The 25,198-nt window shown below is 63.9% G+C and carries 20 protein-coding genes, 1 other RNA gene and 1 pseudogene; 10 read left to right on the top strand and 12 right to left on the bottom strand.

Annotated features, from left to right (window positions below; all coding sequences use genetic code 11):
- Window positions 1-6 precede the first annotated feature (6 nt).
- The 4 genes and pseudogenes from Herbaro_RS17280 (at window position 7) to Herbaro_RS17265 (ending at window position 2,716) form a co-directional block, all read left to right on the top strand.
- Window positions 7-813 (top strand): histidine kinase, encoded by an 807-nt coding sequence (locus Herbaro_RS17280; RefSeq protein WP_275010849.1) that lies wholly within the window; start codon window positions 7-9, stop codon window positions 811-813.
- Window positions 814-871: 58 nt separating this feature from the next.
- Window positions 872-1,126 (top strand): annotated as a pseudogene (locus Herbaro_RS17275) (transposase); the annotation flags it as partial.
- Between the two features lie 205 nt (window positions 1,127-1,331).
- On the top strand, window positions 1,332-2,414 hold the full coding sequence (locus tag Herbaro_RS17270) for a GlxA family transcriptional regulator (RefSeq protein WP_275010848.1): 1,083 nt from the start codon (window positions 1,332-1,334) through the stop codon (window positions 2,412-2,414).
- Between the two features lie 110 nt (window positions 2,415-2,524).
- Window positions 2,525-2,716: a hypothetical protein gene (locus Herbaro_RS17265; RefSeq protein ID WP_275010847.1), complete on the top strand. Its 192-nt coding sequence runs from the start codon at window positions 2,525-2,527 to the stop codon at window positions 2,714-2,716.
- A gap of 89 nt (window positions 2,717-2,805) precedes the next feature.
- On the opposite strand, the gene Herbaro_RS17260 is transcribed toward Herbaro_RS17265, so the two are convergent.
- The 7 genes from Herbaro_RS17260 to Herbaro_RS17230 all read right to left on the bottom strand — a co-directional run bounded on the left by Herbaro_RS17260 (window position 2,806) and on the right by Herbaro_RS17230 (window position 10,471).
- A complete protein-coding gene (locus Herbaro_RS17260; protein WP_275010846.1) occupies window positions 2,806-3,987 on the bottom strand; it encodes a family 10 glycosylhydrolase in 1,182 nt (393 codons plus the stop codon).
- A gap of 6 nt (window positions 3,988-3,993) precedes the next feature.
- Window positions 3,994-4,482, bottom strand: coding sequence for a poly-beta-1,6-N-acetyl-D-glucosamine biosynthesis protein PgaD (gene pgaD, locus Herbaro_RS17255; protein WP_275010845.1), 489 nt, complete (start codon window positions 4,480-4,482; stop codon window positions 3,994-3,996).
- Window positions 4,479-5,741 (bottom strand): poly-beta-1,6-N-acetyl-D-glucosamine synthase, encoded by a 1,263-nt coding sequence (gene pgaC, locus Herbaro_RS17250; protein ID WP_275010844.1) that lies wholly within the window; start codon window positions 5,739-5,741, stop codon window positions 4,479-4,481. The genes pgaD and pgaC overlap by 4 nt, the downstream gene beginning before the upstream one ends.
- A gap of 5 nt (window positions 5,742-5,746) precedes the next feature.
- On the bottom strand, window positions 5,747-7,528 hold the full coding sequence (gene pgaB / locus Herbaro_RS17245; RefSeq protein ID WP_275010843.1) for a poly-beta-1,6-N-acetyl-D-glucosamine N-deacetylase PgaB: 1,782 nt from the start codon (window positions 7,526-7,528) through the stop codon (window positions 5,747-5,749).
- The gene (locus Herbaro_RS17240; protein ID WP_275010842.1) at window positions 7,525-9,666 is read right to left on the bottom strand and encodes a PgaA family protein; all 2,142 of its coding nucleotides are present in this window, start codon (window positions 9,664-9,666) and stop codon (window positions 7,525-7,527) included. The genes pgaB and Herbaro_RS17240 overlap by 4 nt, the downstream gene beginning before the upstream one ends.
- Window positions 9,667-9,754: 88 nt before the next feature.
- A complete protein-coding gene (locus tag Herbaro_RS17235; protein WP_275010841.1) occupies window positions 9,755-10,024 on the bottom strand; it encodes a hypothetical protein in 270 nt (89 codons plus the stop codon).
- Window positions 10,025-10,252: 228 nt separating this feature from the next.
- Window positions 10,253-10,471, bottom strand: a complete 219-nt coding sequence (locus Herbaro_RS17230; protein WP_275010840.1) for a hypothetical protein — start codon at window positions 10,469-10,471, stop codon at window positions 10,253-10,255.
- A 363-nt stretch (window positions 10,472-10,834) separates the two neighbouring features.
- Between Herbaro_RS17230 and Herbaro_RS17225 the strand changes: the two genes are divergently transcribed.
- The 3 genes from Herbaro_RS17225 (at window position 10,835) to Herbaro_RS17215 (ending at window position 16,375) form a co-directional block, all read left to right on the top strand.
- Window positions 10,835-14,920, top strand: a complete 4,086-nt coding sequence (locus Herbaro_RS17225; RefSeq protein ID WP_342456496.1) for a chemotaxis protein CheB — start codon at window positions 10,835-10,837, stop codon at window positions 14,918-14,920.
- Window positions 14,921-15,120: 200 nt separating this feature from the next.
- A complete protein-coding gene (locus tag Herbaro_RS17220) occupies window positions 15,121-15,366 on the top strand; it encodes a hypothetical protein (RefSeq protein ID WP_275010839.1) in 246 nt (81 codons plus the stop codon).
- Window positions 15,367-15,592: 226 nt separating this feature from the next.
- On the top strand, window positions 15,593-16,375 hold the full coding sequence (locus Herbaro_RS17215; RefSeq protein WP_275010838.1) for a helix-turn-helix domain-containing protein: 783 nt from the start codon (window positions 15,593-15,595) through the stop codon (window positions 16,373-16,375).
- Window positions 16,376-16,423: 48 nt separating this feature from the next.
- Here Herbaro_RS17215 and Herbaro_RS17210 read toward each other — a convergent pair whose 3' ends face one another.
- Window positions 16,424-17,011: a phasin family protein gene (locus Herbaro_RS17210; protein WP_275010837.1), complete on the bottom strand. Its 588-nt coding sequence runs from the start codon at window positions 17,009-17,011 to the stop codon at window positions 16,424-16,426.
- 106 nt (window positions 17,012-17,117) lie between these two features.
- Complete coding sequence (locus Herbaro_RS17205; protein ID WP_275010836.1) at window positions 17,118-17,336, bottom strand: hypothetical protein; 219 nt, start codon at window positions 17,334-17,336, stop codon at window positions 17,118-17,120.
- A gap of 425 nt (window positions 17,337-17,761) precedes the next feature.
- Between Herbaro_RS17205 and Herbaro_RS17200 the strand changes: the two genes are divergently transcribed.
- From Herbaro_RS17200 to Herbaro_RS17190, 3 genes are all read left to right on the top strand, one after another.
- Window positions 17,762-18,031, top strand: coding sequence for a hypothetical protein (locus tag Herbaro_RS17200; RefSeq protein ID WP_275010835.1), 270 nt, complete (start codon window positions 17,762-17,764; stop codon window positions 18,029-18,031).
- Window positions 18,032-18,345: 314 nt separating this feature from the next.
- On the top strand, window positions 18,346-18,543 hold the full coding sequence (locus tag Herbaro_RS17195; protein ID WP_275010834.1) for a hypothetical protein: 198 nt from the start codon (window positions 18,346-18,348) through the stop codon (window positions 18,541-18,543).
- A 73-nt stretch (window positions 18,544-18,616) separates the two neighbouring features.
- On the top strand, window positions 18,617-18,910 hold the full coding sequence (locus Herbaro_RS17190; protein ID WP_275010833.1) for a hypothetical protein: 294 nt from the start codon (window positions 18,617-18,619) through the stop codon (window positions 18,908-18,910).
- 259 nt (window positions 18,911-19,169) lie between these two features.
- Here Herbaro_RS17190 and Herbaro_RS17185 read toward each other — a convergent pair whose 3' ends face one another.
- The 3 genes from Herbaro_RS17185 to Herbaro_RS17175 form a co-directional block, all read right to left on the bottom strand.
- Window positions 19,170-20,567, bottom strand: coding sequence for a J domain-containing protein (locus tag Herbaro_RS17185; protein ID WP_275010832.1), 1,398 nt, complete (start codon window positions 20,565-20,567; stop codon window positions 19,170-19,172).
- Window positions 20,568-20,971: 404 nt separating this feature from the next.
- Window positions 20,972-21,332: a transfer-messenger RNA gene (ssrA, locus tag Herbaro_RS17180) on the bottom strand.
- An 82-nt stretch (window positions 21,333-21,414) separates the two neighbouring features.
- Entirely contained in the window at window positions 21,415-25,122 is a 3,708-nt protein-coding gene (locus tag Herbaro_RS17175; RefSeq protein ID WP_275010831.1) for a DUF748 domain-containing protein, read from the bottom strand.
- Between the last annotated feature and the right edge of the window lie 76 nt (window positions 25,123-25,198).

Raw genomic sequence — 25,198 nt, 5'->3', positions numbered from 1 at the left:
CCGACTATGAAAAAAGAACTCATTGGGATGCTGGCCGCCGCAATGTTGGCCTCGCCGGCCTGGGCAGGTTCTGAAGGGGGACGGGGAGGCGGCGCGCACGGCGGACGCGACTCCGGCTCCTCCTCCTCCGCCACGGGCGGAGCGGGCGGCTCGGGCGGTTCGGCCACCGGCGGCTCGGCCACGGGAGGCGCCGCCACAGGGGGATCGGCCAACGGCAACACCTCCAACGTCACCGTTTCCCTGAGTACCGGCAACGCCGACGGCCAGGCCGGCGAAGCGGGCAGCAACGCCTACAACACCAAGGCCACCGTCGATTACGGCGGCAGCTACACGGTGCGCTCGGCGCCGGCCATCGCGGCGCCCTCGCTGACCTCGACTTTTTCGGACACCTGCATGGGCTCGTCATCGTTCGGCTTGTCCGTGGTGGGCTTCGGCGCCACCGGCGGCAGCACGATCGTCGACGACGCCTGCGTGCGGCGCCTGGACTCGCGGGAATTTCGCGCCATGGGGCTCAACGATGTAGCGCTGGCGCTGCTGTGCCAGAGCGAGGCGAACCGCAAGGCGGTCGAGGCCACCGGCCGCTCTTGCCCGGGCATTGCGGTGCCGACGGCGGCAGCGGCGACGGACACGGGCCAGGCCGAGCCGCAATATACGGATCCGTTCGTGCGTCGCCGCCTCGGCCTCGATCCGGCCGAGCCGCGCTCCGCGGTCGATGCCAGCGCCACCGACGCCGCCAAGGTGACTGTCGCCACGGTCGTGCATACCGGACTGGAATCCAAACCGCTGGGCGGCACGTCAGCCCGGGATAAATGATGCGAACCCGCGGCCTTGAGCGCCACGCTCAGCCGACACCAGGAAAAGAGGTCATGGAATGAAGCGAATTGTCACCAGCGAACAGATCGCCGCCGCCCTCAAACAAGAAGAACTGGGGATGCCGCTGGCTGACGTCATCAGGCAGGCCGGCGTGTCGGAAAAGACCTTCCTGAGTTGGAAGCGGCAATATGGCGCGCACCCCGAGTACTCGCACGAGCTCAAGCAGCTGCAGGAGGAAAACGGCCGGCTCAAGCAACTGGTGGCCGAGTTGACGCTGGATATCGGGAGATTGAAGGAAGACATCGCCAACAAGTAGGAGGCGGGAGCAGGAGACGATGCCGGCACTGCGGCAGGCAGGACACAGTGGATGGAATTGCGGTGCATATTGTTCTGACGAGATGTATTTCCTCCGGCGCTTCCCCGGGCCGGACAGCCACAGATGATTTTCAAAAAATAAGAGTCAGCCGGAAACCAGGCTGGCATGGATGAATCGCGGCATTAGGGAGAGATTCGTGCAAATGGAAAGCTTTCAGACAATACGGCTGGTCGAGGAACCCAATCCGATCAGGCACATCGGTATCATTGTTTTCGACGGCGTGGTCCTGGCTGACATCGTCGGCGCCGCCGAGGTCTTCGTCGTCGGCGACAAGATGATTTCCTCGGTGTTCGCTGGATCCACCGGGTATCGCCTGTCGCTGATCTCGCTGGCCGGGGGCATGGTGATGTCGTCCTCGGCGGTGCAGGTCATGACCAGCTCCTTGCCGCAGGCTGACAACCATCACTTCGACAGCCTCATCATCGCCAGCGGCAGCGGCAACTTCGACGCCTATCACGACGCCAAGCTGATCGCCTGGCTACAGCAGGCGCAAGTCCGCGTGCGCCGCATCGCCGCCCTGTGCACGGGGGTATTCATCCTCGGCGCGGCCGGCCTGCTGGACAAGCGCAGGGCGACCACCCACTGGGCCTTGCGCGACAAGCTGCAGCGCGAATTCCCGCAGATCGTCGTGGAGCGCGACGCCCTGATCACCCAGGATGGCGAAATCTTCACCGCCAGCGACGCCGGCATGGGCGCCGATATCGCCTTGCGCCTGCTGGAGGAAGACCTGGGCACGGCGCTGGCCAAGCGCGTGGCCCAGAGCCTGGTCACCCACCAGCGCCAGCGCGAGGCGCCGCATACGCATGTGACCAGCCACCGGGTCGACGACTCGCTGCGCAATGGCCGCATCCACAAGGCGCTGCGCTGGCTGGAGGAGAACATGGCCTCGCCGGTGAGCATGAACGACGCCGCCAATTTCGTCTCGATGAGCGAGCGCAATTTCCAGCGCCAGTTCAAGCGCGAGACCGGCCTCACACCGCATGGCTTCCTGCTCAAGATCCGGCTGGAGGCGGTGCGCCAGCACCTGCGCGAGACCGACCTGCCGGTGGACAAGATCGCCCGCCGCTGCGGATTCTTCAGCGGGGAGCATGTGGCCAAGCTGTTTCGCAAGCATCTCGACACGTCGCCGGTCGAGTATCGCCGCAGCGAGCGCGCACTGCAGCCCCAGCAATCGCAAGGCGCGACCGACCCGGCCGAACTGGCTTCCTGCAAGGGTGAGGGATGAGCTGGGAGCGCCTTTGCTTCATCCGCGGCTACGAACCGATGCCGCGCCTGGATGTGCGGCGCCAGTGGACGCCGACCTGCGCGTTCGGGCGCATCTCGAAAGGAATGGAAATGGATGATTCGCGTGACGATGCAATCGAATCCCTGAGGGATCTGAACGTGGCCCTCAATGACCTGTTGTCGGAAATGCATCATCTCCTGCTGCTGCTGTGCGATGAGCGCGCCAAGCTGGACGGTCCGGCCATCGCCGCCATCCGCCTGCTGGGCAACGATGTGATCGCGCGCGCCAAGAGACGCTATTGACCGCAGGTCACGCCGGGGCCGCGCATGCGCGGCTTTTTTTTCGTCCATGGCCAGCGCCGGCGGGCCGCGGCGGCGTCCTGCGCCGCGCGTCAGCGCGCTTCGTCCTGCCGGCGCGCCACGTCCGCGGCCTTGCGTGCGGCCCGGTGGATTGCCGCGATGCGTTCGATCTGCGCCGGCTGCCAGTAGTAAGCCGAAAACCAGGCGACCGCGCGCACCTGCGGCGAACTCTTCTGCACCTCGGCCAGGATCGCGATGTTCTCCTGTTCCGTGCCGGTGCCATCGAGCGTGAGGGTGACCCGGGTGGCAGGGCTCTTCCTGCGCATCACATCGCGCATCAAGGCACCGTTCACCCATTGGGCGGAACGTCCCCAGTCATTGTAGTAAGCCATCGGCAAGGCCTCATCCAGGTCGGCGCTGAAGGTGGCCAGGTTCTGGCCGACCTCGGCGAATTCCGGCGGCAGGATGAACGCCGCCAGTTTCGCCCCGGGCCGGATCGCCTTCACCGACTGCCGCACGCTGCGCACATAGGCGCCTATCTTCAGGGTCCGCCACCGCTGCCAGGCCGCCAGCGAGGGCGACGGCGCCGAGAAGTCCAGGCGCAGGGGATCGATGCCGATCTCCTGGCGCGCCAGCTCGCGCGTGTAGGCGCCGGTATCCATGTTGATGTCGTCGAAACGCAGCCAGTCCAGCGAAATCCCGTCGACCCGGTAGTTGCGCGCCACTTCCTCGATCAGGCTGCGCTGGTAGGCTTGCACCTGCGGATGGATCGGGTTGATGAAGAACTCAGGGTTGTTCTTGCCCTGGTATGTCCGGCTGGCGCCGGAGTAGGCCGCCTGCATCTGCCATTCGGGGTGGCTGCGCATGGCGGCCTGGTCATGGAACTGCGGCATCCAGGCATAGACCTTGATGCCCAGCCTGCGTCCCTGGGCAATGGCCGCCTCCAGGACGTCGAAGCGTTCGTAGCCGGCCGCGATCGGGGCGATCCGGCTGCGGTAGTAGACCTGGCCGGAGGGGCGCTCGTCGTCCTCATCCTGCTTGACGTTGAGATGGACCGCGCTGACCCGCGCCTTCTTGGCGCGCGCGAAGAAATCGGCGACGTCCTTGCGGTTCTTGAAATTGTTGACGGTGCGCACCACCAGCTGAATCTCCAGCGGGGGCGCCGGGCCGCTTGCCGGCGCGGCGGACGGGGCGGCGGCTGGCGCCGTGCCGGGCGTGAGCATCAGGGCCAGCACGACGGCGATGCCGGCGTTGTCGCACAAGGGGATGCACATGGCCGCTCACGCTTCGAGGACGGGTTGGCGCAGGTCGCACTGGATGCTGCGCAGCTCCGTGACCGCGCCCGACATCGCATGGAACACCATGATCTGCTTTTCCTTTTGCATCGAGCCGACCAGGGCCAGGTCCAGCTGGAAATGCCGGGCGATGTCCTCCAGCGTCAGCGGCGGCGTCATCCTTTGCTTGCGAAATGCCGGCGCCAGGGCCTGGTTGAGCAGCGACCACAGGAAGAAGGCGAGCACCAGCAACATCATCATGACGACATAGGCGGAGGGGATGTGCAGCGACGCCAGCACCGCCCTGAGGAAGGCTTCCTGCGCCAGCAGCCAGCGCTGCACTGACATGCCCAGCGCCTCCCATTCGCAGCCGTTGACGAAGGCGGTGAAGACCGCTGCCCACATGATCCAGCATGCGCACAGCAGGAGGCCGTCCCGCACGCGCACCAGCGGTTGGTCGGCGGTATTGAGGGTGATGATGAATTGTGTGGTCATGATTTGAATCCTCTGTCAGGGCTGGTCCAGATGGCCCGTTGTCCTTTTTTCTTGAATAACGCCTTCGGAAATCCGACGAACGTCGCGCAGGTGATCATCATCCAGTACAGGAAGGGGTACCAGATGATCCACAGGTAGGTCTTCCACAGGTTCTTCTCGTAGTGGCTGTCGAGGTACAGGCCGAAGCTGAATTGCACCAGCGAGCTGATGATCAGCACGAAGAAGGTGTTTTGCGTCGACAGCACCAGATGCCAGGGGCCGAGCGCCGGCGCGTGCCCGAGCAGGAAGGCCGCCACCGCGACCACGGCCAGCGAGACGGTGGCATAGACCCATACCAGGCTGGCCGCCAGCTCCAGGAACATCAGCCACATGTGCCGCTGGTTCCAGTGCAGGAAGATGCCGATATTGCGCAGGAACACCTCGGATCCGCCCTGCGCCCAGCGCAGGCGTTGCTTCCACAGGCCGGCAAAGGTTTCCGGCATCAGGATCCAGCACTTGGCCTTGGGCTCGAAGCGTACATCCCAGCCGGCGCGCTGCAGCTTCCAGGTGACGTCGACGTCCTCGGTGATCATGTCGGCGGTCCAGAAGTTGACCTCGGCCAGCGCCGACTTGCGGAACGCCGCCACCACGCCCGAGACCGAGAAGATCCTCCCGTAGACGCGCTGCGCGCGCTTGATGAGGCCGACGATGCTGGAGAATTCGCCGACCTGGATCTTGCCCAGCAGCGTGGAGCGGTTGCGGATGCGCGGGTTGCCGGTGACCGCGCCCACATGCGGGTGGACGAAGTGCGACATCAGCCAGGTGCAGGCATCCACCTCCAGCAGCGCGTCGCCGTCGATGCAGACCAGGTAGTCGCTGTTGGAGAGCAGCGCGCCCACGCACATGGCCATCGCCTTGCCCTGGTTCTCGGCCAGGTGCACCACGCGCAGCCGCGGATGCAGGGTGCAAAGGTGGTCCAGCAGCTCGCCGGTGTCGTCGGTGCTGCCGTCGTTGATGGCCACGATCTCGAAGGTCGGATAGTCCTGCTGCAACAGCCAGCCTATGGTTTCATAAATGTTGTCGCCTTCGTTGTGGCAGGGCAGCAGGATCGACACGGGCGGGTAATGCGCCAGCTTGATCGTTGCAGGTTGCACGCGCTCCCACTTGAGGTAGTACAGCAGGGCCCCGATCATCCAGACGTGCGTCATCACCAGCGGGTAGAAGAAGACGTAGTTGGAGGTGATTTCCAGCAGCGTCGCGTAGTTCAATGAGGTATCCATGTCGTTTACTTGATGGCCGGCGCCACGGGATTGTTTTTCAGGGAGACCGCTTTCCTCATCAGGTCCAGCTTGGCCGGATCGTCCATGAAGGCGTCGCCGTCGAGCACGAAATCGCGTACCCCGCGACGCTGGAAGTAGGAAACCTTGCGGGCGATGTTCTCCAGCTCCTGCTCGCCCGCATCCTTGACCGGCAGGCTCAGCATGCCGGCGCGGTTGGACGGCAGCCGCGCCAGGAAGGCTTCCAGCCGCGAGGGCGGCGCGTCCACCGGCGCCGGCAGTGCGACCCGGTCGACCGGGGCGGTCATCGCCGTCGCGCCGAACTTGCTCAGGATCCGGTCGGCCCCGTCCTCGCTGCGGGCGCTGTAGAAGAGCATGGGGGGGCGCAGGTAGGCGCTGCGCGCCAGCAGCTGCGCATTGAACTCGAACTGCGCGCGGTCGCTGGCATCGTCACTGAACATGAGCCCCTGGGCGGCGGCCGCCAGGCTGAGTTCGCCATACAGCGTCAGCAGGTGTTCGCGGTCTTCCGGGTCGGCGAAGGCCAGCGGATGCAGGATGCCGCTCTCGGTGCGCGCCACGGCGCCGGTGTCCACCAGCATGAAGACATCCACGCCCAGGCGGCTGCGGAACTGCCAGGCGACGCGGTTGAGCAGGTCCGAGCGCATGGGCAGCACCGAGTTGGGGAAATAGGCCTCGCTGAAATAGCGCCCGCCGGCCGGCGCCGACAGCGGTTGCAGCAGTACCGTGTTCACGCCCAGGCGCGCGGTCTGCTCCATCAGGCGGCCGAGCTTCTCGTCCTGCCGCGCGGGATCGGTGTCGTAGAGGCGGTCGAGGTTGATCTTGACGGCGCGCACGGTGTCGGTGTTGGCCGGTTCCTGCTCGTGGGCGACCATGTAGGTGAAACTGGTCAGCGGCAGTTCCATGCCGATCAGGTTGCGCGAGATGACTTCGGTGTCGCCGGTGGTGCCCAGGCCGTCGGCCAGGGTCAGGTTGATCGGCATGCCTGCGGCTGCGGCTTCATCGGCGGCGATGCGGTCCGCCGCGCCATAGGGCCAGACCATGATGCGGGGCTTCTTGCCGGTATGGCGCGCGATGAGCTCGGAGTTCCTGATGAGGTCCTCGCGCACGCGCACGCGGCGTTCTTCCGGGGTTTCGTAGGTCTGCCGCTCGGCCTTGTATTCCTGGGTGACGGCGGCGGGTTCGGTGTTGCCCTGCGGGTTGGCGAGGATGCCGTGGTGCAGGTCGTAGCTGTGCGAAGCCATTTCGACCAGCCCCGACGCCGCCATTTCCTTGACCTGCGCCCAGTTGACGAAGTGCTGGCTGGCGTAGCCGGGGTCGGTCACGGCGAGCTCCGGGTCGCGCCCTTCCTCGATCCAGCGGCCGACCAGGGCGAAGACGGCCGGCATGCGGTATAGCTTGAGCAGGGGGAAGACGTTCTGGTAGAAGTCTTCGTAGCCGTCGTCCACCGTCAGCATGAAGCTCTTGGGCGGCAAGGGTTTGCCGCCGGCCTTGGCTTGCAAGACATCGTCCATGCTGATCGCGGTATAGCCATTGCCGCGCAGCCACGCCATCTGGCCGGCGAAGTTGGTGGTGCTGTTGCTGCCGGATCCGCCATCGGCGGTGGTCGGGACCGAGTGATAGCACAGCACCAGGTAGCTCTGGCCGGGGAGGTTGCCGGCCTCGGCGGCGCGCGCGGCGCCGGCCGGCAGCAACATCGGCAGCAACATCAGCAGCCGCAGCAACAAGGTGCGTAGCGGGCCGGACGTCGCCGGCGGAAGTGGCATGTTCATAGGAATTTCCAGTTCAGGTTCAGGTGGATTTCAGGGCCGGAAGACACATTGCCGCTGTAGATGCGACGCACGTAGCCGGCGCCATAGCTGAGCGATAGCGCATCGCTCAGGTTCACGCGCTGCTCGTAGCTGATGCCGCCGATGGTGGCGGAGGAAAATCCGCTTTCCGATTGCCGCCCCAGCGACAGCACCAGGTGCTGTCCGAACGAACGGCTGTAGCGTTGGTAATTGGTCCAGTCGCTGACGTAGGAGAGCATCAGCGTCTGGCTGGTGGGCGGGTTGTAGTAAGGGGCATTGTTGATGCTGTTGGTGGCGCGGTAGTACTCCAGCTCGAAGCCGCCCTTGTACGACAGCCCTTGCACCAGGTTGGCCGTGCCGCGCAGCAGCGCCGCGCGCCGGGTGTTCTGGTCCGACATGTTCAGCTGGCTGAAGTCGGCCGCCACCGACCAGCGCTCGCTGTCGCGGTAGCGCGCGCCGATGCCGGCCAGCCAGCCGGAGATGCCGTAGTAGCGCGCCACCAGCGGCACGTCCAGGGAATTGGAGTCGAGCTTGCCGCGCAGGGTCCAGTGATCGTCGGGCTGGATGCTGCCGGTCAGGCCGGCGCTGGTCTTGGGATGCAGGAAGAATTCCTGCTGCACTTCGGCCTCGACCTGGGCGCCGCCGGGGAAGTTGAATTGCACGCCGGCGCCAAGCCTGCGGTAGTCCGAGGTCAGGTCGTTGGTGATGCCACGTTCGAAGTACTCATGGATGAAGGGACGGTGCCCGCCCCACATCGGCTTGGCCAGCAATTTGCTCTCCAGGATCACGCCGCGCCCGGACGCCAGGTTCTCCGAACTGCGCGTGCCGGCGAGCGATACGCTGAGTTCATTGGAGTTGCGCACCTGCTGCGCCCGGGTCTGGCTGCGCACGTCGCCGTCCTCGGGCGTATCGCGTTGCAGCTGCGCCAGCCGCTGGTCGGCCGCGGCCACGTTGCCCAGCGCCACATCGGTTTCCACCAGGGCGGCGGCCGCCTGCAGGCTCTCGGGATCGCGCTGGATGACGAAGTCGAACTGTTCGCGGGCGCGCCGCGGCCAGCCGCGCCACAGGTACACCCGGCCCAGCGCCATGTGCAATTGGTCGCTGGCGGGCGCTTCGCCTTGCAGCGTCTCCAGCTGCGCCTGGGCTGCCGGCAGGCGGCCCTCGAAAGCCTGCTGCAGGCCTAACGCGGTCTCGGCGCTGAACTTCTCCTGCGGCGACAGCGGCTGTTCGGCCAGCGCCGCGATCTGGATGCGCGCATCGGCCATGCGGTTCTGGTCGACCAGCGCGTAGAACAGGCCCATGCCGGCGTTGAAATTGTCGGCCTTCACTGCCAGCGCCTGGCGAAAGGCCTGTTCGGCCAGCTCCGGCTGGCGCTGCGCCAGATAGGCCGCGCCGGCGCTTTCGTGGACTTCGGACGGGATATCGGGCGGCGGGCCGGGCAAGGCCGCGTAGATGCGGATCGACTCGCTGCGGCGCTTGCGGTTGTTCAGCGCCCGCACCAGGTCGTAGCGCGACTGCAGCGAGTCCGGATCGCGTTCCAGGTTGGCCTCGGCCAGCGCGATGACGCGGTCGTAGCCGGGATATTCCTCGCCGGGTTTGGCGTAATAGGTGTTCTCGCTCCAGCGCAGCGCCAGCGCGGTCTTTTGTTCATGCAGCCTGGCCACCACCTGCGGCCTGACCTCGGGATGGCGCTCGGCCTCGGCGATGGCAAGGTCGACCGCGCCGAGACGGGACAGCGTCAGCAGGCGTCCTTCCCGCGCCGCCGCATCGTCGGGATGGCGCGCCAGCACGCGATCGAAGCTTTTCAGTTGCGCGATCAGGTTCTCCTGCGTGGGAGGCAGCGCCGCCACGCCGCTATTGACCGGCAGCGGCGGCGGAGGAGGCGCAGGCGCGGCCGCGGCCGCCGGCGGGGGCGTTGCGGCATCGGCCGCCTGGTCGCTCCTGGCCTCTTGCGCGGCGGCGCTTGAGTCGGATGCCTGCGCGCCCGCGGCCGATGCCGTCGCGCCGGCCGGCTCGGCGAACGCGGCCTCCAACCCGGACATTGCTTCTTGCGCGCCGGCGCTGGCCGCTCCAAGCGCGCTCATCGCCATGGCGAGGGCAATTCCTGCTGTGTTGTTCATGGCTGGTATCCGGTGGTCGGTGTTGGTCTTGGTCTTGGTCTTGGTCTGGAGGCAGGCGCTGCGTCTTGGGGGCGCGTCCGGCTCCGGCTCACTGCGGGGAGAGAAGCTTGTTCAAGCGACACAATTCGATGGTCAGGTCGGTGATGTTTTCCTTCAGGCGAAGGTTCTCGTCCTGCAAGGCGCGCAGGTCCCTGAGCAGGTCCGACAGCGGCGCGTAGCGTTTGCGCATTTTCAGGAAGGCGCGGCGCGATGCGCCGCTTTGTTCGACCAGCTCCTCCAGCGGCGTGCCGGAGGCCTCCTGTTTCAGCGCCTGCGCAATCTCGTCTCGTGTAATTAGGCGTCTCATGGCATTGCTCATCCTTTTCCTTGGGGCGCATGAGGGCATGCGCGTCGGCAATTCATCCGGCGACGGCGCGGCGTGGTCCGGCGCGTCGGGTTGAGTTGATAATAGATGGGGGCTGCCCGGTGTTGACGACAAAGTCCTGCCCGCCGTGGACAAGCGCGGTGGCGTTTTCGGGAAGGAAGTGGCAGGCGCCGGAAGGGCGGGGCGGAGCGGCCGCAGGGGCGGGCGCGAGGGGCGGCGCTGTCAGCGGCCGACGATTTTTTCCAGGGTGTTGGTCAGTCCGCGTCGCTTCTCCGGCGGCAGCGCGATGTGTTCCAGTTCGACCGAAAGGCGGCTCACGTGCGCCTTCAGGGAGTGTGCCGCCTTGGGATCGTGCTTGAGCATGGCGGCCAGCACCAGCGACTGGGCGAGCAGCACGCCATCCATGTATTCCAGGTGTCTGTCGAGATCTTCGTTGTCCATTCGACCTTCTTTCATCGGGGGATGCAGTGGCCAGGAAAAAGGGCGGGGCGCCGCGTCGCCGGAGTATCTGCGCCTGGGCCGGCGTGTGGGAGCCGGCCCGCCATGCGGCGCGGCCGCGCAAGCCCGGAAAATCTAACACGGATTGCACTTCCGAAAAGGACCAATTGCATGGCGCGGGCATACCGGCGCACCGCCTGCGGCGGCGATTCCTCGATTTGCATCGCGCCGGCAAGGGGTGCGCGGGTACAATCGCGGGAATGACCGTATCGATGGGCAGCGTCCTTCCTTGCGCGAGCAGTTCATTGCGAGGTAGCTGCCGCGCCGGCACTCGCCACACAAGACAATTTCCGAAAGGTGAAGGCCATGATGAGTGAATTCCCGGCAAATGAGGCGCCGCTGCATCCCGATTTCCGGATCGTGGGCATAGGCGCCTCCGCCGGCGGGCTGGAGCCTCTGCTGCGGCTGTTCGAGGCCATGCCGGCCGACAGCGGGATGGCGTTCGTCATCGTCTTGCACCTGTCGCCGGAGCATGAGAGCAATGTCGCCACGCTGCTGCAGCGGGCCACGTCGATGCCGGTCTTGCAGGTGAGCGACGTCGTCACCATCGCGCCGAACCACGTATATGTCATCCCGCCTTCGAAGAACCTGATGATGCGCGACGGCGAGCTGTTCCTGGAGCCGCTGACGCAGCAGCACGGACGGGCCACCGCCATCGACGTGTTCTTCCGCACGCTGGCCGACACCCATACCCGGCGCTCGATGGGCATCGTCCTCTCCGGCACCGGATCGGATGGTGCGGTGGGCATTGCGCGCATCAAGGAAGTGGGCGGCGTGACCATCGCCCAGGAGCCTTCCGACGCCCAATACGACGGCATGCCGCGCAGCGCGATCGGCACCGGCGCCATCGACATGGTGCTGCCCATCGCGCAAATGCCCGCGCGGATGCTGAACCTGGCCGCCAACCATGCCCGGATCTGGCTGCCCGAGGCGGAAGACCTGCCCACGGCGACGCAGGCCGAGGCCGGTACCCATGTGCTGCGCGACGCCGAGGATGCCCTGGTTGCCATCATGGACCTGCTGCGCGTGCGTACCGGGCACGATTTCCAGCACTACAAGCAGGCCACGGTGCTGCGCCGGATCGAGCGCCGCATGCAGGTCAATTGCGTGGACACGCTCGGCGCCTACCTGTCCTTCCTGAGCGAGCATCACGAAGAGACGCCGCTGCTGCTGCAGGACATGCTGATCAGCGTGACCAATTTCTTCCGCGATCACGAGGCGTTCGACGCGCTGGAACAGAACATCATTCCCACGATCTTCAGCCAATCCGAGAGCGGCACGCCGATCCGCGCCTGGTCGGCCGGCTGCGCCACCGGGGAGGAGGCCTATTCGCTGGCCATGCTCCTGATGCAGCACGCCGATGACCTGGGCGGCGGCGCCGACATCCAGGTGTTCGCCACCGATATCGACGAGCGCGCGATCCACATCGGGCGACGCGCGGCCTATCCCCGCTCGGTCGCCACCGACGTGGCGCCGGAGCGGTTGCGCCAGTTCTTTGCGGAGCAGGACGAGCACTACCAGGTCCGGACCGCCTTGCGCGAAAAGGTGCTGTTCGCCTCGCACAACGTCCTGCGCGACCCGCCGTTCTCGCGCGTGAACCTGATCAGCTGCCGCAACCTTCTGATCTACCTGAACCGGGATGTGCAGGAGAAGGTGCTGGAGATGTTCCATTTCGCGCTGACGCCGGGCGGCTTCCTCTTCCTGGGGAGCTCGGAGTCGGCCGACATCGCGTCGCGCTTCTTCAATCCGGTCGACAAGCGCAACCGCATCTATCAGGCCTCGACCATCGCGCGCAGCACCCACTACGTGCCGCCGCTGCCGCCGCTGCTGGTGCCGGCGGCCACGCCCGGCTACGTCGCCGCCGAGCCGCGTCCGCGCGTGCCGTATGCGGACCTGCACCAGCGCCTGCTTGAGCACTATGCGCCGCCCAGCGTGCTGGCGAACCGCGACGGCGAGATCGTGCACCTGTCCGAGAAGGCCGGGCGCTATCTGCGCTATGTCGCCGGCGAGCCTTCGCACGGCCTGATCGCGCTGGTGATTCCCGAGCTGCGGCTGGAATTGCGGACCGGCCTGTTCCAGGTGGCGCAAAATGCCGTCGATGTCGAGACCCGGCAGGTGCCGGTCGAGCGGGACGGCCAGAAATACTATGTCAGCCTGACGATCAGGCCGATCCGCCACGACAGCATTCCCGGCGACTTCGTGCTGGTGCTGTTCAACGAATCGGAGAACAGCAGCACCGCGGGCCAGGGCGGCGAGGCGGGCACTTCCTTCATCGCGAGGCAGCTGGAGAACGAGCTCTTCATGACCAAGGGGCAGTTGCAGCTGACGATCGAGCAGTACGAAACCTCGGCCGAGGAGCTCAAGGCCTCCAACGAGGAGCTGCAGGCCATCAACGAGGAGCTGAGGTCGGCTACCGAAGAGCTTGAGACCAGCAAGGAAGAACTGCAATCGATCAACGAGGAACTGATCACGGTCAACCATGAGTTGAAGATCAAGGTCGATGAAACCAGCAAGAGCAACGACGACCTGCACAACTTCATCGCTTCCACCGAAATCGCCACCATCTTCGTCGACCGCGCCATGCGCATCAAGCGCTATACCCCGCGCGCCGGGAGCATCTTCAAGCTGATCGCGGGCGACATCGGGCGGCCGCTGATGGATATCGCCCACAGCCTCGACTACAAGATGCTGGAACAGGATGCCGACGAGGTGTTCCAGACCCTGAACACCTGCGAACGCGAAGTCCGGGGCGCCGACGGCAACTGGTACATCGCCCGTCTTATTCCCTATCGCACCAACGAGGATCTGATCAGCGGCCTGGTGCTCACCTTCATCGATTTCACTAGCCTGCACCTGACGCAACAGAAACTGGCCGAGGAAGAGCGGCGCATGCGCGCCGTGGCCGCCAGCACCCGCGAGTACGCCATCATCGCGATGGACCGGGAAGGCCGCGTCAGCTATTGGAACAGCGGCGCAGAGCGCATCTTCGGCTTCCAGGAGGCCGAAATGCTGGGCCAGGACATCGCCGGCATCTACACGCCGCAGGACAATGCGCGCGGCGTCGCCGCCGCCGAGCTGGACGCCGCGCGCGGCGAAGGCCGGACGCTGGACGAACGGTGGTACCTCCGCAAGGACGGCAGCCGGATCTTCTGCAGCAGCAGCACCACCCGGCTCGACGGCGATGAGATCACCGGTTTCGCCAAGATCGTGCGCGACCTGGGCGATGGCGCGGCAGGCGAATACCGGCGCGACGCCGAATCGCCTTCCACAGCCTTGGCGTCGCGCCGCGCCAGCGACGAATTCCTGGTCGGGCTGTCGCGTGAGCTCAAGCATCCCTTGAACCTGATCCAGCTCAACGCCGAACTGCTGCTGCGCATTCCGGAAGCGCAACAGACGCCGCGGATTGCCCAGGTCGCCGATACCATCCGCACCGCCGTGCTCGACCAGACCCGCAGCATCGACAGCTTGCTCGACCTGAGCAGCGCGTTGGCGGGGAAGCTGGCGTTGAACAAGTCGCTGGTCGACATGGCGGCGATCACCGGCGAGGTCGTGCAGTCCCTGAGCGCCGACATCGGCGCCAAGCAGCTGGCGCTGACCAGCGAGATGCCGGGCGCCACCCTCATGGTGTTTGCCGACCGCGCCCGGCTCAAGCGCAGCATCTGGAGCCTGCTGGCCAACGCCATCCAGTTCACCGACGCGCATGGGGGCATCGCGTTGTCGCTGTTCGAGCGGGATGGCATGTGCTCCTTGCGCATTGCCGATACCGGAGCGGGCATCGCGCACCACTTGCTGCCGCGTCTGTTCACCCTTGATGACCGGCTTGGCGCGCCACGCGTCGAGGGAGGAGGGTTGGGCATCAGCCTGGCGTTGGCGTGGCAAGTGGCGAGATATCACGGCGGCAGTGTCGCCGCAGCCTCGGAAGGGCCGGGCAAGGGCGCCTCCTTCACGATCAGCTTGCCCGCGTATGAAACCATGGCAGCCCTGGCGCCGCCGGGCAGGGCGGAGGGGGACGGGGAGCTGTTCGCCGGACGGCGCCTGCTCGTGCTCGATGACAACCGGGAGCACCTGCAGGCATTGGCCGACTTGCTGGCCGCCTGCGGCGCCTCGGTGACGGCAGCCGGCAGCGCCGGGGAGGCCTTGCTGCAAACACAACAAGGCCGCTTCGACCTGGTCGTGGTCAATATCGCAACGCCGACGCCGGCCGACAGCGGCTTCATCGGGCAATTCCGGTTGCAGCCCGAGGCCGCGCGCACGCCGGTCATCGCGCTCACGGCCGGGATTGAGCAAGCCGAGGTCGGCGCCTTGCTGGCGCAGGGTTTTTCCGCGCATCTGCGCAAGCCGGTCAGCTTCGATGCCCTTGTCGACGCCGCGCGCGCCTTGTGGGGCCGGTGATGCGCACCGCCCCGCAGGGCGGGCCTGGCCCCGCCTTGTCAATATGAAAACTTCCTCGGCGCAGATGCGCCTGGGCGCGAGGTTAATTTCAGGTTGACTAAACCGTCATTTCGGCGTCCCATGGCTGTAGAGGGATGGACGGTGATTTGAGAGCGGGCGATACAATTCGCTGCCCTGCATCGTCTCCATAGGGGAGAGTGATGTCGAAAGATAAGATAAGCAAGCATCTGGATTACTTGGATGGAGTGCTTCTGGCACAATCGCTGGTGTTGATTGCACTGGTCAAGCACAATCCTGCAGCGGTGGCCAACCTGAAATCAAATCTGGAACAGATCATTTCACAGCTGGAGCACCTGCCCCTGGCGCAAGAAAAGAGGCGGGCGCTGGTCAATACCCTCGACAAGATCATCGGCGGGCAGAACAAGCTCACCGAGCTGATCGACTAGCCCCAGCAGGCTGCGCGGCCAAGCGCGGCGAACGGCGTCGTCATTGCCTCTTTTCTCCCTTCCTTTTTCATCCGGTCGGATCGTCGCGGCGTGCCATCGGGCGCCACAGGTGGCGATGGCGGCATGGATCTTGTCGTTTTCGGCGGTGTGAAATGCTCTACATTCGACATGGGAGCAAGCCTTGTTCTCCACGAGGATGCCGATGCTCAGTCACCGGAGGAAACCCATGCAGGATCCTGAACCACCGACAGCCAAGCGCGTCGCGCTTTTCCCAGTCCTTTCCTGCGCCACCTGCGTCGTGCGCGACCGTTGCTTCATCCGCGACCTGGATCCGGAGCAGGCGGCGGGCTTCGAGCGACTGATCGGGCGCCGCCGGCGCATCCTGCGCGGCGAGTACGCTTACCGCGAAGATGACGCGTTCACCAACCTGGTCGTGGTGCGAACCGGCAGCTTCAAGACCGAGCTGGGCTGCGCCGAGGGCAACGTCGAGGTGGCGGGCTTCCACCAGGCCGGCGACATCCTCGCGTTGGAGAGCGTCATCTCGCCGGTCTACAAGTCGGAGGCGATCGCGCTGGAGGATAGCGTGGTGTGCGAGGTCCCGTTCTCGGAGCTGGAGGCGCTGGCCATGGAGACGCCCTTGCTCAACCGCGAGCTCATCCGGCGCCTGCGCGATGCCGCGCTGCGCAACCAGCGCCAGATGCTGCTGTTGAAGAAAAGGTCGGAGCAGCGTTTCGCCGCCTTCCTGTGCGATTTGTCGGCCGGCGCCACGCGGCGCGGCGGCCTGGCGAACAAGTTCCGGCTGCAGATGAGCAGGGCGGACATCTCGCATTACCTCGGGCTCAGCAATGCCAGCACCAGCCGCTTGATCGCCCGGTTCACCCAAGCCGGCCTGATCACCATCCGGATCCGGCAAGTGCAGATCCTGGACCCGCGCACCCTGGAGCAGCTGGCTTGCAACATGCTCTCATGGGAGCAATGCCAGGGCCGCGCCGCCGGCCAGGGCGCCTAGCCTGCGCCTGGCGCGCAAGGCGGCCCGGCGCGAAGGCCGGGCCTGCATTCATGCGCGCGCGTGCCTGGCCGCGGGTCTCTCCTTATCTTTCTGGTTGCCGGACATCGGCGGGGCGGCCTGGATGTCGCTTCCCACGCTGGCATTCCAGGCATGCATCATCTTCCGGCCGGTCTCGACCATTTGCGTGACGATGGAAGGGAAGTCGCCCAGGCTGTTTTGCCAGGCAAAGTCCATGGCCGGAATGGGTGCGCCGCGGCTTCCAGCCAATCCGTTCAGCGATTGCGTCACCTGCTTGTTCAGGTCGATGGCGTGCTGCTGCGTCGCGCGGGTCAACTCCGCGCCCAGCGCACCGACGATCTCGGCGGCTTGCCGCGCGAGGGCCATGCTCTCCTCGGTGCGCTTGGGCGCCTGGGCGCTCACCAGCCCGATGAATTCGGCAGGCGATGCGGCGCCCATGCACTGCTGGACGGTTTCCATCGAATTGGCCAGGCCCTTCCTGAACGCGGCCGCACCGAGGGCGGACAACTGTCCGCTGCATTCCAGCGCACCGGCGCCGAATTCCAGGCCGGCCTCTATCTGATGTTTGGCGTAGGTGCGGTACAGGGCGATAATGTCTTCGTGGTCGAGATGCGGCATGGCTCAGGTCCTTTCGTGGGAGGTGGGCGGATGGTTTCTTGCGTGATGTCCGGCGAGGACGGTTGATGAATTAAACGACGCGCGCACGGGCGGGCCCGCGGCGACATCAGAGATCCGACAGGATCACCTGCGCGTGGAGGGCCTGGCGCTTGGCTTCCTTCAGGGCATCCTGGTAGTCCTGCAGGAACTCCAGCATGGGAGAGACGGCTTCGCCGTTCTCCGATACCACCGCGGTTCGCGCGATACGCCCCAATGCATCGGAGGCGGCGTCGTGGGCGGTTTTGAGGTCATGGAGCGTTTTGATCAGACTGGTTCTCTTTTGCATCGTGTCCCGCCTGGATCGACGGTGGAGCTTGATGGAGGACGCCGGTGGCGCTTCCATCCATAGTTCGTGGTTTTCGGTCGCGCAGCAGTGGTCAAGGCAGCCGGCCCTGCTTGATTCATCATAGCGTCAACGGCATCGATTTTCTTTTTTAAATCAGGTACGCCAGCGCCATCTTTGTCGCGCAAAGACCGGAAGGCCCATGAAGCGGCCGGCAACCGGCGGCGCCAGCCTGCGACGACGGATCGGCTTGTCCATTGTTGCCATGTCCGCCGCTCACGTTGTCGTTTTCGTTTTCGCGAAATCCATTAGATTGGCAGGCGCGCAGAGGACGCATCGGGACCGCGGATTTGGCCAGCGTGTCTCCATCTGTCCGTCTTCACCGCTACCGACGCGGGCGCACACTTTTCATGGAATGAGGATGCCAGATGCGATGCCAGATCAAGTACCGGATGCGAGGCGAAGAGCTTGCGTATTCGTTTGAATTTTCCACCGAGCGGATGGAGCTCGATGAGGTGATTCTCCGTTTCAGGGAAATGTTGTCGCCCGGCGCCCAGCCGGGCGTTCCGGCGCCAGAAGGCGATTCTCCGGGATCGGATGCAAGCCGCGCGGACGCGGAAGAAAGCTTGAATCGCATGCTGGCCTACATCAAGAATGAATGCCGGGTCCGGTCGTGGTTCTATCGCAGGCTGGATTGAGCAGTATATGGTGTGCCGGAGGCCGTGCCGGCGAGGCCGCCGATGACCTGCGCGCAGGATGGCGCGCAGCATCGGATATGCCTATCGGCGCGCCATTCGGATTAATAAATATAGAAAGGGCTTTCCGGATTTGCCGGGGAAATGGGAGTACCGTAGGCTAGTCGCCGGCTAGCCCTGCGACCCCGCTTTCCGTGCCTGTCTTTCACCGCCTTCACTCGCTTTGCGCCATCGCGATCCAGATCTGACTATGAGGGAGCACGTGGAGTTTTTGCGATCGGTATTGGATGTGCCATCCAATATGAAACGGAGGCATCATGAGCAAAGCAAACAGGCGCCGCATCAATCCGGCGCCGCAGGTTTTCCCATCCACGGATCGGATTTTCCAGGGCGAATTCTCCCTCCAGGCCGACGATGACCTGGCCGCCGAAGAAGTGCTCGGACACGATGCCATCAAGGAGGGGCAAACAAGTTACGCCGTCGATCCAAGGCCGCTGATTGTCCTGGACGACTAACGACAGGGACTGTGCATCGCGACTGGAAAACTCCGCCTGCGCAGCTTCCTGCTTTCCGAACCGGGAGTCCTTCATGCGTTTTTACTTCGATGCCCCGAGCCACGAGGCAGGTTTCGTGTGGTTGAAGAGCGGCTATAACGTCGGTGTTGAAGTCACCAGCGGCCTCGGAAGCGCGCGCATGAGCGCGGAATTCCACATCCGCCGCGTGCCGGAAAGCGAAGAGGATCAAGTGCTGTTATGCCGAAAGGCAATCGCCCAGTTCCTGCGCGAGGTGACGGGCCGCAACGGACAGTACGTGTCGACCCTGGACGATGCCATCGTGCCATGGAAGGGCGAGCTGGTTGTGGTGGCGCCCAGGAAGCCTTGAGCTTGGATTGAGCTGCCCTTGACGGGGCCAGTGGAGGCGGCGGGAATCGAATGCCTCAACCAAAAATCGTTTACAATCAATAACTTAGGACGGTTGTTGATCTGCCATGTGGGGAAGATTTGTGTAACAAATTTCCAGACACATTATATCGAATTGGAATTGAACCCGCGTCCACGTTCGGTCTTATAAACAATTACACAGACGTGCATGACATACCAAAGTACTCCTGAACGTTACTCGGATAAAGGGAGGCGTAGTATCAGAATTCATCGTCAGCCAAGTCGTAAGTCTTCATATTGCCGTTGCGGACTTTATAAAGCGTGAGTGTGACGTTGCTATATCGCGTGCCTTGATAGGTCGGAGTTTCTTCCAATGAAAACTGTTCGGAACGAGAGCGTCCCCCAGAGTTTAGATCCTGATACCTAACGTCGTAACTACCTGCTGTGACGTTATGCAGCGTGAAGCTACCGTGGCTAGGAATGTAGAAGGTCCTTGCAGGAAATGCTTTAGCACCATCAAGTGAAACGAGTTTTACAAAAACGTCCGAGTCATTTTGATTGTTGTCGATTGTTACTTGCGACAATCCATTTTCGTTAAGACTGGCATAGCCTTTTATATAGCCAGCGAATTTCGGCCAATGTTGCCCATTTGGGGCCCTACTAGGACGGATATACTTGGGCTTAACAGGGGCCTGTACAGGGGCAGATGCGATAGATGGGGCGCTAGTAACAGGAGGGGCTTGCATGTAGGGCTTGGGGCTCTTGCCGATCAGAGGAGGTGCATAGGAGTTCGATGTATCAGAGAATATAGCGATACCTATGCAACTAGCTACGAAAGCTATGACAGATCCCTGCACATAGAACGGGCGACGCAAAAGAGTCCATGAATCTTTCAATCTTCCAGGGCCGCCGTCTCCCAGCAATTCCAATAGTTTCTGGATTTGCCCACGCAGTTCAGTTCCCTCGTCGGGCACATCATATCCCAGACCTTTCTTGAATTTGGCTGAGACTCCATCTGGCTTGATCTTCTTAGCCAAATCCATAGCGTCAAGCGCAATAGCGCGAGCGATATCCGTTTTTCCTTGAATAGCAAAGAACCAAGCTTGATGCGCCGCTAAACGGGCATTGATGTTAGCCGGTTGCATTCCTCCGAATAGATTGCTGATGATGGCTTGTACGGAGTAGATCGGCCCCCACGGTATAGCCCACCACCCAATAGTCCATGTAATCGCCGACGCTTTTAAAACCTTTTTCTCTGCGCAGGCACTACAGAAAATTCCTTGAACCACCGAGCGAGTCGTGATGAGGATAAAGCTTTTGATCTCACGGAAAATTGCGTAGCGCGGCTGTGCAGTTACTTTTCCGCAGCAAGAGCAAACAATTGGTTCGAGTTGAGTCTCTTCAGCACGTTGATTACTGGGCGCAGTCGGTCCCGAGTCTATCGACATCGTGTCGTATTGAGCTCGGAGTTCGGGGATACTCAGAACTCCGTATGCCTCATTAAGCAATTGGAATTGCTCTGTCGCATTTGGGGCATCATTTCTATCAGGATGCAGCTCCATTGCTTTGCGACGGAAGGCAGCTTTGATCTCAACAGCATCTGCGTTTGGCTGAAGGCCTAAAACCCGGTAATACCCTCTAGGATCATTGTTAGTCATAGTTTCCCCCTATTTTTGTTATGCGGATGGTATCGCATTCGCCTTAGGTATGTTGCGAGACACCAGCGGAGGAAATTAGATGGCAGTGTGTCGATTTACTTGAAGATTTGACCCGCTCACCATTCTTGGCATTGATTTCTCAGTCACGTGTAACACACACAGGCAGCAAAGCATAAAAAAGCCACTAGGAATCAGTAACTTACTGATCGCTAATGGCTTTTCAGAGTATTGGTGGAGGCGGCGGGAATCTCCCGGGTTTGCGCTTGCAAGCGCAAACCGCTCACCCGGCACGGCGCATGCGCCGCGCAATCCAGGGCTCGCCCCGCGTCCGTGCCGGACGCGGGATCGGTTCTCGCGATCAACAAACAAAAAAAATGGCCCCTAGGGGGGCCATTTTCTTTGTTTGGTGGAGGCGGCGGGAATCGAACCCGCGTCCGCAAGCACTCTACAGACAGTTCTACATACTTAGTGCTGTCATTTGATTTAACCCGGCCGCCGCGGACGCACACGCTGCGGAAAGGCTAGTCACCTAAAGTTTAACTTCGGTCCAAGTGACCCGTTCCGAAGCGATTCTCTGTAAATGACTCCACCGCTGTTGCCAGCCCACCCCAGAGACGAGATGGTGTGGAGCTAACCGCGATTAAGCGGCCAGTGCGTACGAGTTATCGTTAGCAGTTATTTACGTTCTGACTGTATTTACGAGGTAATCAGGCCTCGGTATGCCCTGCGCTGCTTTGCAACCCACGTCGAAACCAAGTCGCCCCCGCAGAAAGAGGATTATAACCTACTGTATGGGCAGCCGCCGCTTTATCAAGCCCCGGCGCCCGTTTTGTGGGCTGGCTCGTCGTCATTGCAGGTTGAGGTCGACCCGGGCCGTCGGCTCCTTCTCGGGGATGCCGTCGCTGCCGAGCTTGGGGGCGATCAGGAAGATGCGTTCGGCCGGGATCACGCTTTGCTCCTGCAGGTAGTTGCGAACCTGGTCGGATCTTGCCTGGGCCAGCTTGCGCAGGTCGTCTTCGGTGACCTTGGTGTTGTCGACGATGAGCTGCTGCATCTGCTCCGGCGGCAGCGACTTGGACAGGCCGATCATGTTGCGCGGCTTGTCGAACCTGGCGTCCTTGTAGACGCGTTCCATGTACTTGGCGCGGTCGGCTTCGCTGAGCTGGATCGGGCCGGACGGCTGGCCTTCCTTTTCGATCAGGTCGCGGCGCTTCAGGGCGCGCATCTGGCGGTTCAGGGCTTCCTGGCGCAGGCCCTGGTCGTCGACCTTGGGGTCGACGCGGCCGGTGATGTCGAGCTTGATGCCGGGGCGTTCGTTGAGGGCGTAGCCCAGCGCGTCGAGCTTCTTGCGGATCTCGGGCGTGATCTCCGAGGAGCCGGGCTGGAACTCGATGTAGCGCAGGTCGCCGATGTTGTCGGAGCCATGGAACATCGAACTGATCAGGCTGAACGGCGAGGTGACGGCCTTGATGATCAGGTTTACGAACACGCGCACGATGATGCCGCCGACCGAGAATTCCGGATCGGAGAGCGAGCCGGAGATCGGCAGGTTGAGGTTGATGTTGCCGTTGCGGTCCTTGAGCAGCGAGACCGCCAGCATCACCGGCAGCTTGGTGGCGTCGGGGCTGTCGACGCGCTCGCCGAAGGTGAGCTGCTCGATGCGCACGTCGTTTTGCGCCACCAGCTTGTCGTTCTCGATCTTGTACTGCACGTCCATCGACAGCTTGCCCTTGGTGATGGGGTAGCCGGCGTACTTGGCCGAGTAGGGCGTCAGGCGCGGCAGCTGCACGCCGTTGGCGCTGGCCTTGATGTCGAGGAACATCGGCTTGAACAGCGGGTTGATCGAACCGGAGATCTGCAACGGGGCGTCGTTGTCGATCTTGCCGCCGATGTCGACCGTCGCCGGCGTCGGCTTCTCCGACGAGATCTCGCCGATGGTGCCGGCCAGGTTGGTCATGTTGGCGGTGTAGTTGGGCTTGACGAAGTTGTCGGTGTAGTTGATGTTGCCGGCGGCCAGCACCACCTGGCCGACGCGGATCACGGGCGCGTTCGGGTCGGCCGCAGGCGCGGTCACCGGCGCGGCCGAGGTGGTGGTCTTGCGCGAGGCGGCGGATTTTTCCTTGCCGTCCTTCTTGCTGTCGTCGGTGATCGAGCCCTGCGACTGGGCGTCGGCGACGACGATGTCGCGCAGGTTCAGGCGGCCCTGCTCGGAGAGGATCGCGCGCGCGTAGAAGTTGTTGAGCGAGACCTTGTCCAGCGAGACCTGCGGACGGCCGCCCAGCTTGACCTGGATGCCGGCCAGGTCGAGCGCGCGCCAGCGCAGGAAGTCGGTGGAGGTGACCTTGTCCTGCATGCGCAGGTTGTTCACGGCGGCGCTGCCGTTGTAGCTCAGCGCGAACTTCTGCTGCTCCAGCGGCGGCGTCACCGCCAGCTTGCCCTTGGCGCTGAGCAGGCCGCTGGTCAGCGTGACGTTGAGGACGTTGGAGAAGTAGCCCTGGAAGGGCGCGACCGGCAGCGAGCGGGCGTCCAGCTCCAGGTCCACGCTCTTGAATTGCGGCGCGGCCTGGCCCTTGATGTCGAGCTTGCCGCTCTTGTCGAACTGCGCCTGCAGGCTCAGTTTGGTGTTCTGGTCCAGCTTGCTGGAGAGGTTCTGCAGCTGCAGGTTGATGCCACTGATCTGCAGCCTGGATTTGGCGCTGGCAGCGTCCTCGAAGTTGATGGCGCTGTCGTTGAGGCTGAAAGTGTTCAGGCGCGCTACCCAGGGCGTGGGCGCCGGGGTCTTGCCGGCCGGCCTGGCGGCCGGTGCAGGCGCCGTTGCTGCGCGTTCGCCGGCGGCGGGCGCCCCGGCCTGCAGCTTCTGCACGCTGAAGCCGCCGTCGTTCTCGCGGCGGATGTCGCCGGACAGGCCGCTGATGCGGATGGCATCGGCCTGCGCCTGGTGGGCGGCCAGGTCCAGCGAAGCCTTTTGCAGCGCGATCGATTTCACGCTGATGGCGCCGGCGGTCTTGGCCTTGGGGACCAGCTTCAGGCCGGCCAGCTCCAGGCCGGCGTCGTCCAGCTTGAGCTGGCCGTCCTGCAGGCGGACCGACGCCGCGCCGGACAGCTTGCCCGAGACGGCGGCCGCCAGCGAGCGGTTCAGGTAGTTCTGGTAGCCCGCGATGTCGATGCCTTCCAGCGTTGCGCGGCCCGCGAGCTGCGCCTTGAGCGGCGCCAGTTCGCCGTCGAAGGCCAGCTTGCCGCGGCCGTTCTCGACGGCGGAGATCTTCAGCGCGGCCGGCTTGGCGTCGGCGGCGGTGGAAAGTTGCGCGGCATCGATGCTCAACTGGCCCAGCTGCACGGCTTGCGCCGGCGCGGCATTGGCCTCGTCGCGCCAATTGATCTCGCCGTCGCGCACGCTCAGTTGCCCGACCAGGATGGCGGCTTTCTTTTCTTCTGCGGCAGCCGCAGGGGTGGAAACCGGCGCGGCGGCATCCGCCTTGGCTTTCACGGGCGCCTTGCCGGCGGCCAGCGCGCGCACCCAGTTGATCTCGCCGCGCGCGTTCATCGCGACCGAGACCTGGGGCGCTTCCAGGCGCACCTGGGCGATCTCGCCGCTGGCGTCCAGCACGTCGAACTGCCTGAACGTGGCGGCCAGCTGCCGGGCCTTGAACAGCTGGCCCTGGCTCTTGTCCTGGACCGATACCTCGTCGAGCGCGACCTCGCCCGAGAGCGCCACCTTGGGCTTGCCGTCGGCGCGTACGAAGCTCAGGTCCAGCTTGGTCGAGAGCTTGGCGCTTTGCAGCAGCACCGGCAGCTGGGCCGGCACGAAGGGCAGGTAGCTGACCAGGTCGAGCTTGTCGATGTCGATGGCGAAGGCCGATTCCTGGCTGCTGGCGAAGGGCTTGCTGCGCCCCTTGAGCAGGAAGGGCGTGCCGTTGACGGTGGCCGAGAGCTGCGGCTGGACGAAGCTGTCGATATTGCCGGGCAGGTTGGAGACGAAGGGCAGGCCGAGCTGCAGTGCGGCGATGTCGATGTTCTTGCCGGTGACCTTGTCCTCGAAGCGGATCTTGCCGTCCTGCAGTTGCACGTTGGCCAGCGAGAAGCTCGATTTGGCGTCGCTCTTGGGCATGGCGTCGATGCGCGCGAGGATGTCGGAGAAATTGTAATGGCCGATGCCGTCGGCATCCAGGCGCACCACATGCACGTCGGGGCCGGTCAGCTTGATTTCATCCAGCACCGGCGCCAGGCGCAAGATCGAGAATGAGGAGGCGTTGACCAGCAGCGAACGGGCCGAGAAGAACGGGGTCTTGCCATCCGCCTCGTAGAGCGTAATGCCGGAGACGGTCAGCGCCAGCCGGAACGGGTTGAAGGCGACCTCGCCGATATCGAGCTTGCGGCCGATCTTTTCCTGCGTCTGTTCGACCGCGATCTTCTTGACCAAGGAGGGCAGGGCCAGCCAGCTGATGGCGGCCAGCGCGAGCAGGATGGCCACGATCCAGGCCAGCCACTTGAGCGGCCGGCGCACGCGGTTCCGGTCGAAGTTCTTGAGGGTCGCTGCGATGCCGGGATTGGCCATGGCCGATGTTCCTTGTCGATGCCGCGGCGGGGCGACTGCGTCAGTCAGGACAGGCGGCGCCGTTGCGTATTGTGAT

The organism is Herbaspirillum sp. WKF16 (assembly GCF_028993615.1).
Lineage (GTDB): Bacteria > Pseudomonadota > Gammaproteobacteria > Burkholderiales > Burkholderiaceae_D > Herbaspirillum.
The sequence above is the reverse complement of the archived record's forward strand: the minus strand, read 5'-3'. Positions and strand labels throughout refer to the sequence as shown.

Excerpts from the sequence above, each read along its gene's own strand:
- pgaB (WP_275010843.1), bottom strand. The coding sequence starts at position 7,528 with ATGAACATGCCACTTCCGCCGGCGACGTCCGGCCCGCTACGCACCTTG.
- pgaC (WP_275010844.1), bottom strand. The coding sequence starts at position 5,741 with ATGGATACCTCATTGAACTACGCGACGCTGCTGGAAATCACCTCCAAC.
- Herbaro_RS17230 (WP_275010840.1), bottom strand. The coding sequence starts at position 10,471 with ATGGACAACGAAGATCTCGACAGACACCTGGAATACATGGATGGCGTG.
- Herbaro_RS17200 (WP_275010835.1), top strand. The coding sequence starts at position 17,762 with ATGCGATGCCAGATCAAGTACCGGATGCGAGGCGAAGAGCTTGCGTAT.
- Herbaro_RS17225 (WP_342456496.1), top strand. The coding sequence starts at position 10,835 with ATGATGAGTGAATTCCCGGCAAATGAGGCGCCGCTGCATCCCGATTTC.
- Herbaro_RS17195 (WP_275010834.1), top strand. The coding sequence starts at position 18,346 with ATGAGCAAAGCAAACAGGCGCCGCATCAATCCGGCGCCGCAGGTTTTC.
- Herbaro_RS17240 (WP_275010842.1), bottom strand. The coding sequence starts at position 9,666 with ATGAACAACACAGCAGGAATTGCCCTCGCCATGGCGATGAGCGCGCTT.
- Herbaro_RS17235 (WP_275010841.1), bottom strand. The coding sequence starts at position 10,024 with ATGAGCAATGCCATGAGACGCCTAATTACACGAGACGAGATTGCGCAG.
- Herbaro_RS17215 (WP_275010838.1), top strand. The coding sequence starts at position 15,593 with ATGCAGGATCCTGAACCACCGACAGCCAAGCGCGTCGCGCTTTTCCCA.
- Herbaro_RS17175 (WP_275010831.1), bottom strand. The coding sequence starts at position 25,122 with ATGGCCAATCCCGGCATCGCAGCGACCCTCAAGAACTTCGACCGGAAC.
- Herbaro_RS17280 (WP_275010849.1), top strand. The coding sequence starts at position 7 with ATGAAAAAAGAACTCATTGGGATGCTGGCCGCCGCAATGTTGGCCTCG.
- Herbaro_RS17190 (WP_275010833.1), top strand. The coding sequence starts at position 18,617 with ATGCGTTTTTACTTCGATGCCCCGAGCCACGAGGCAGGTTTCGTGTGG.
- Herbaro_RS17260 (WP_275010846.1), bottom strand. The coding sequence starts at position 3,987 with ATGTGCATCCCCTTGTGCGACAACGCCGGCATCGCCGTCGTGCTGGCC.
- pgaD (WP_275010845.1), bottom strand. The coding sequence starts at position 4,482 with ATGACCACACAATTCATCATCACCCTCAATACCGCCGACCAACCGCTG.
- Herbaro_RS17210 (WP_275010837.1), bottom strand. The coding sequence starts at position 17,011 with ATGCCGCATCTCGACCACGAAGACATTATCGCCCTGTACCGCACCTAC.
- Herbaro_RS17185 (WP_275010832.1), bottom strand. The coding sequence starts at position 20,567 with ATGACTAACAATGATCCTAGAGGGTATTACCGGGTTTTAGGCCTTCAG.
- Herbaro_RS17270 (WP_275010848.1), top strand. The coding sequence starts at position 1,332 with ATGGAAAGCTTTCAGACAATACGGCTGGTCGAGGAACCCAATCCGATC.
- Herbaro_RS17220 (WP_275010839.1), top strand. The coding sequence starts at position 15,121 with ATGTCGAAAGATAAGATAAGCAAGCATCTGGATTACTTGGATGGAGTG.
- Herbaro_RS17265 (WP_275010847.1), top strand. The coding sequence starts at position 2,525 with ATGGATGATTCGCGTGACGATGCAATCGAATCCCTGAGGGATCTGAAC.
- Herbaro_RS17205 (WP_275010836.1), bottom strand. The coding sequence starts at position 17,336 with ATGCAAAAGAGAACCAGTCTGATCAAAACGCTCCATGACCTCAAAACC.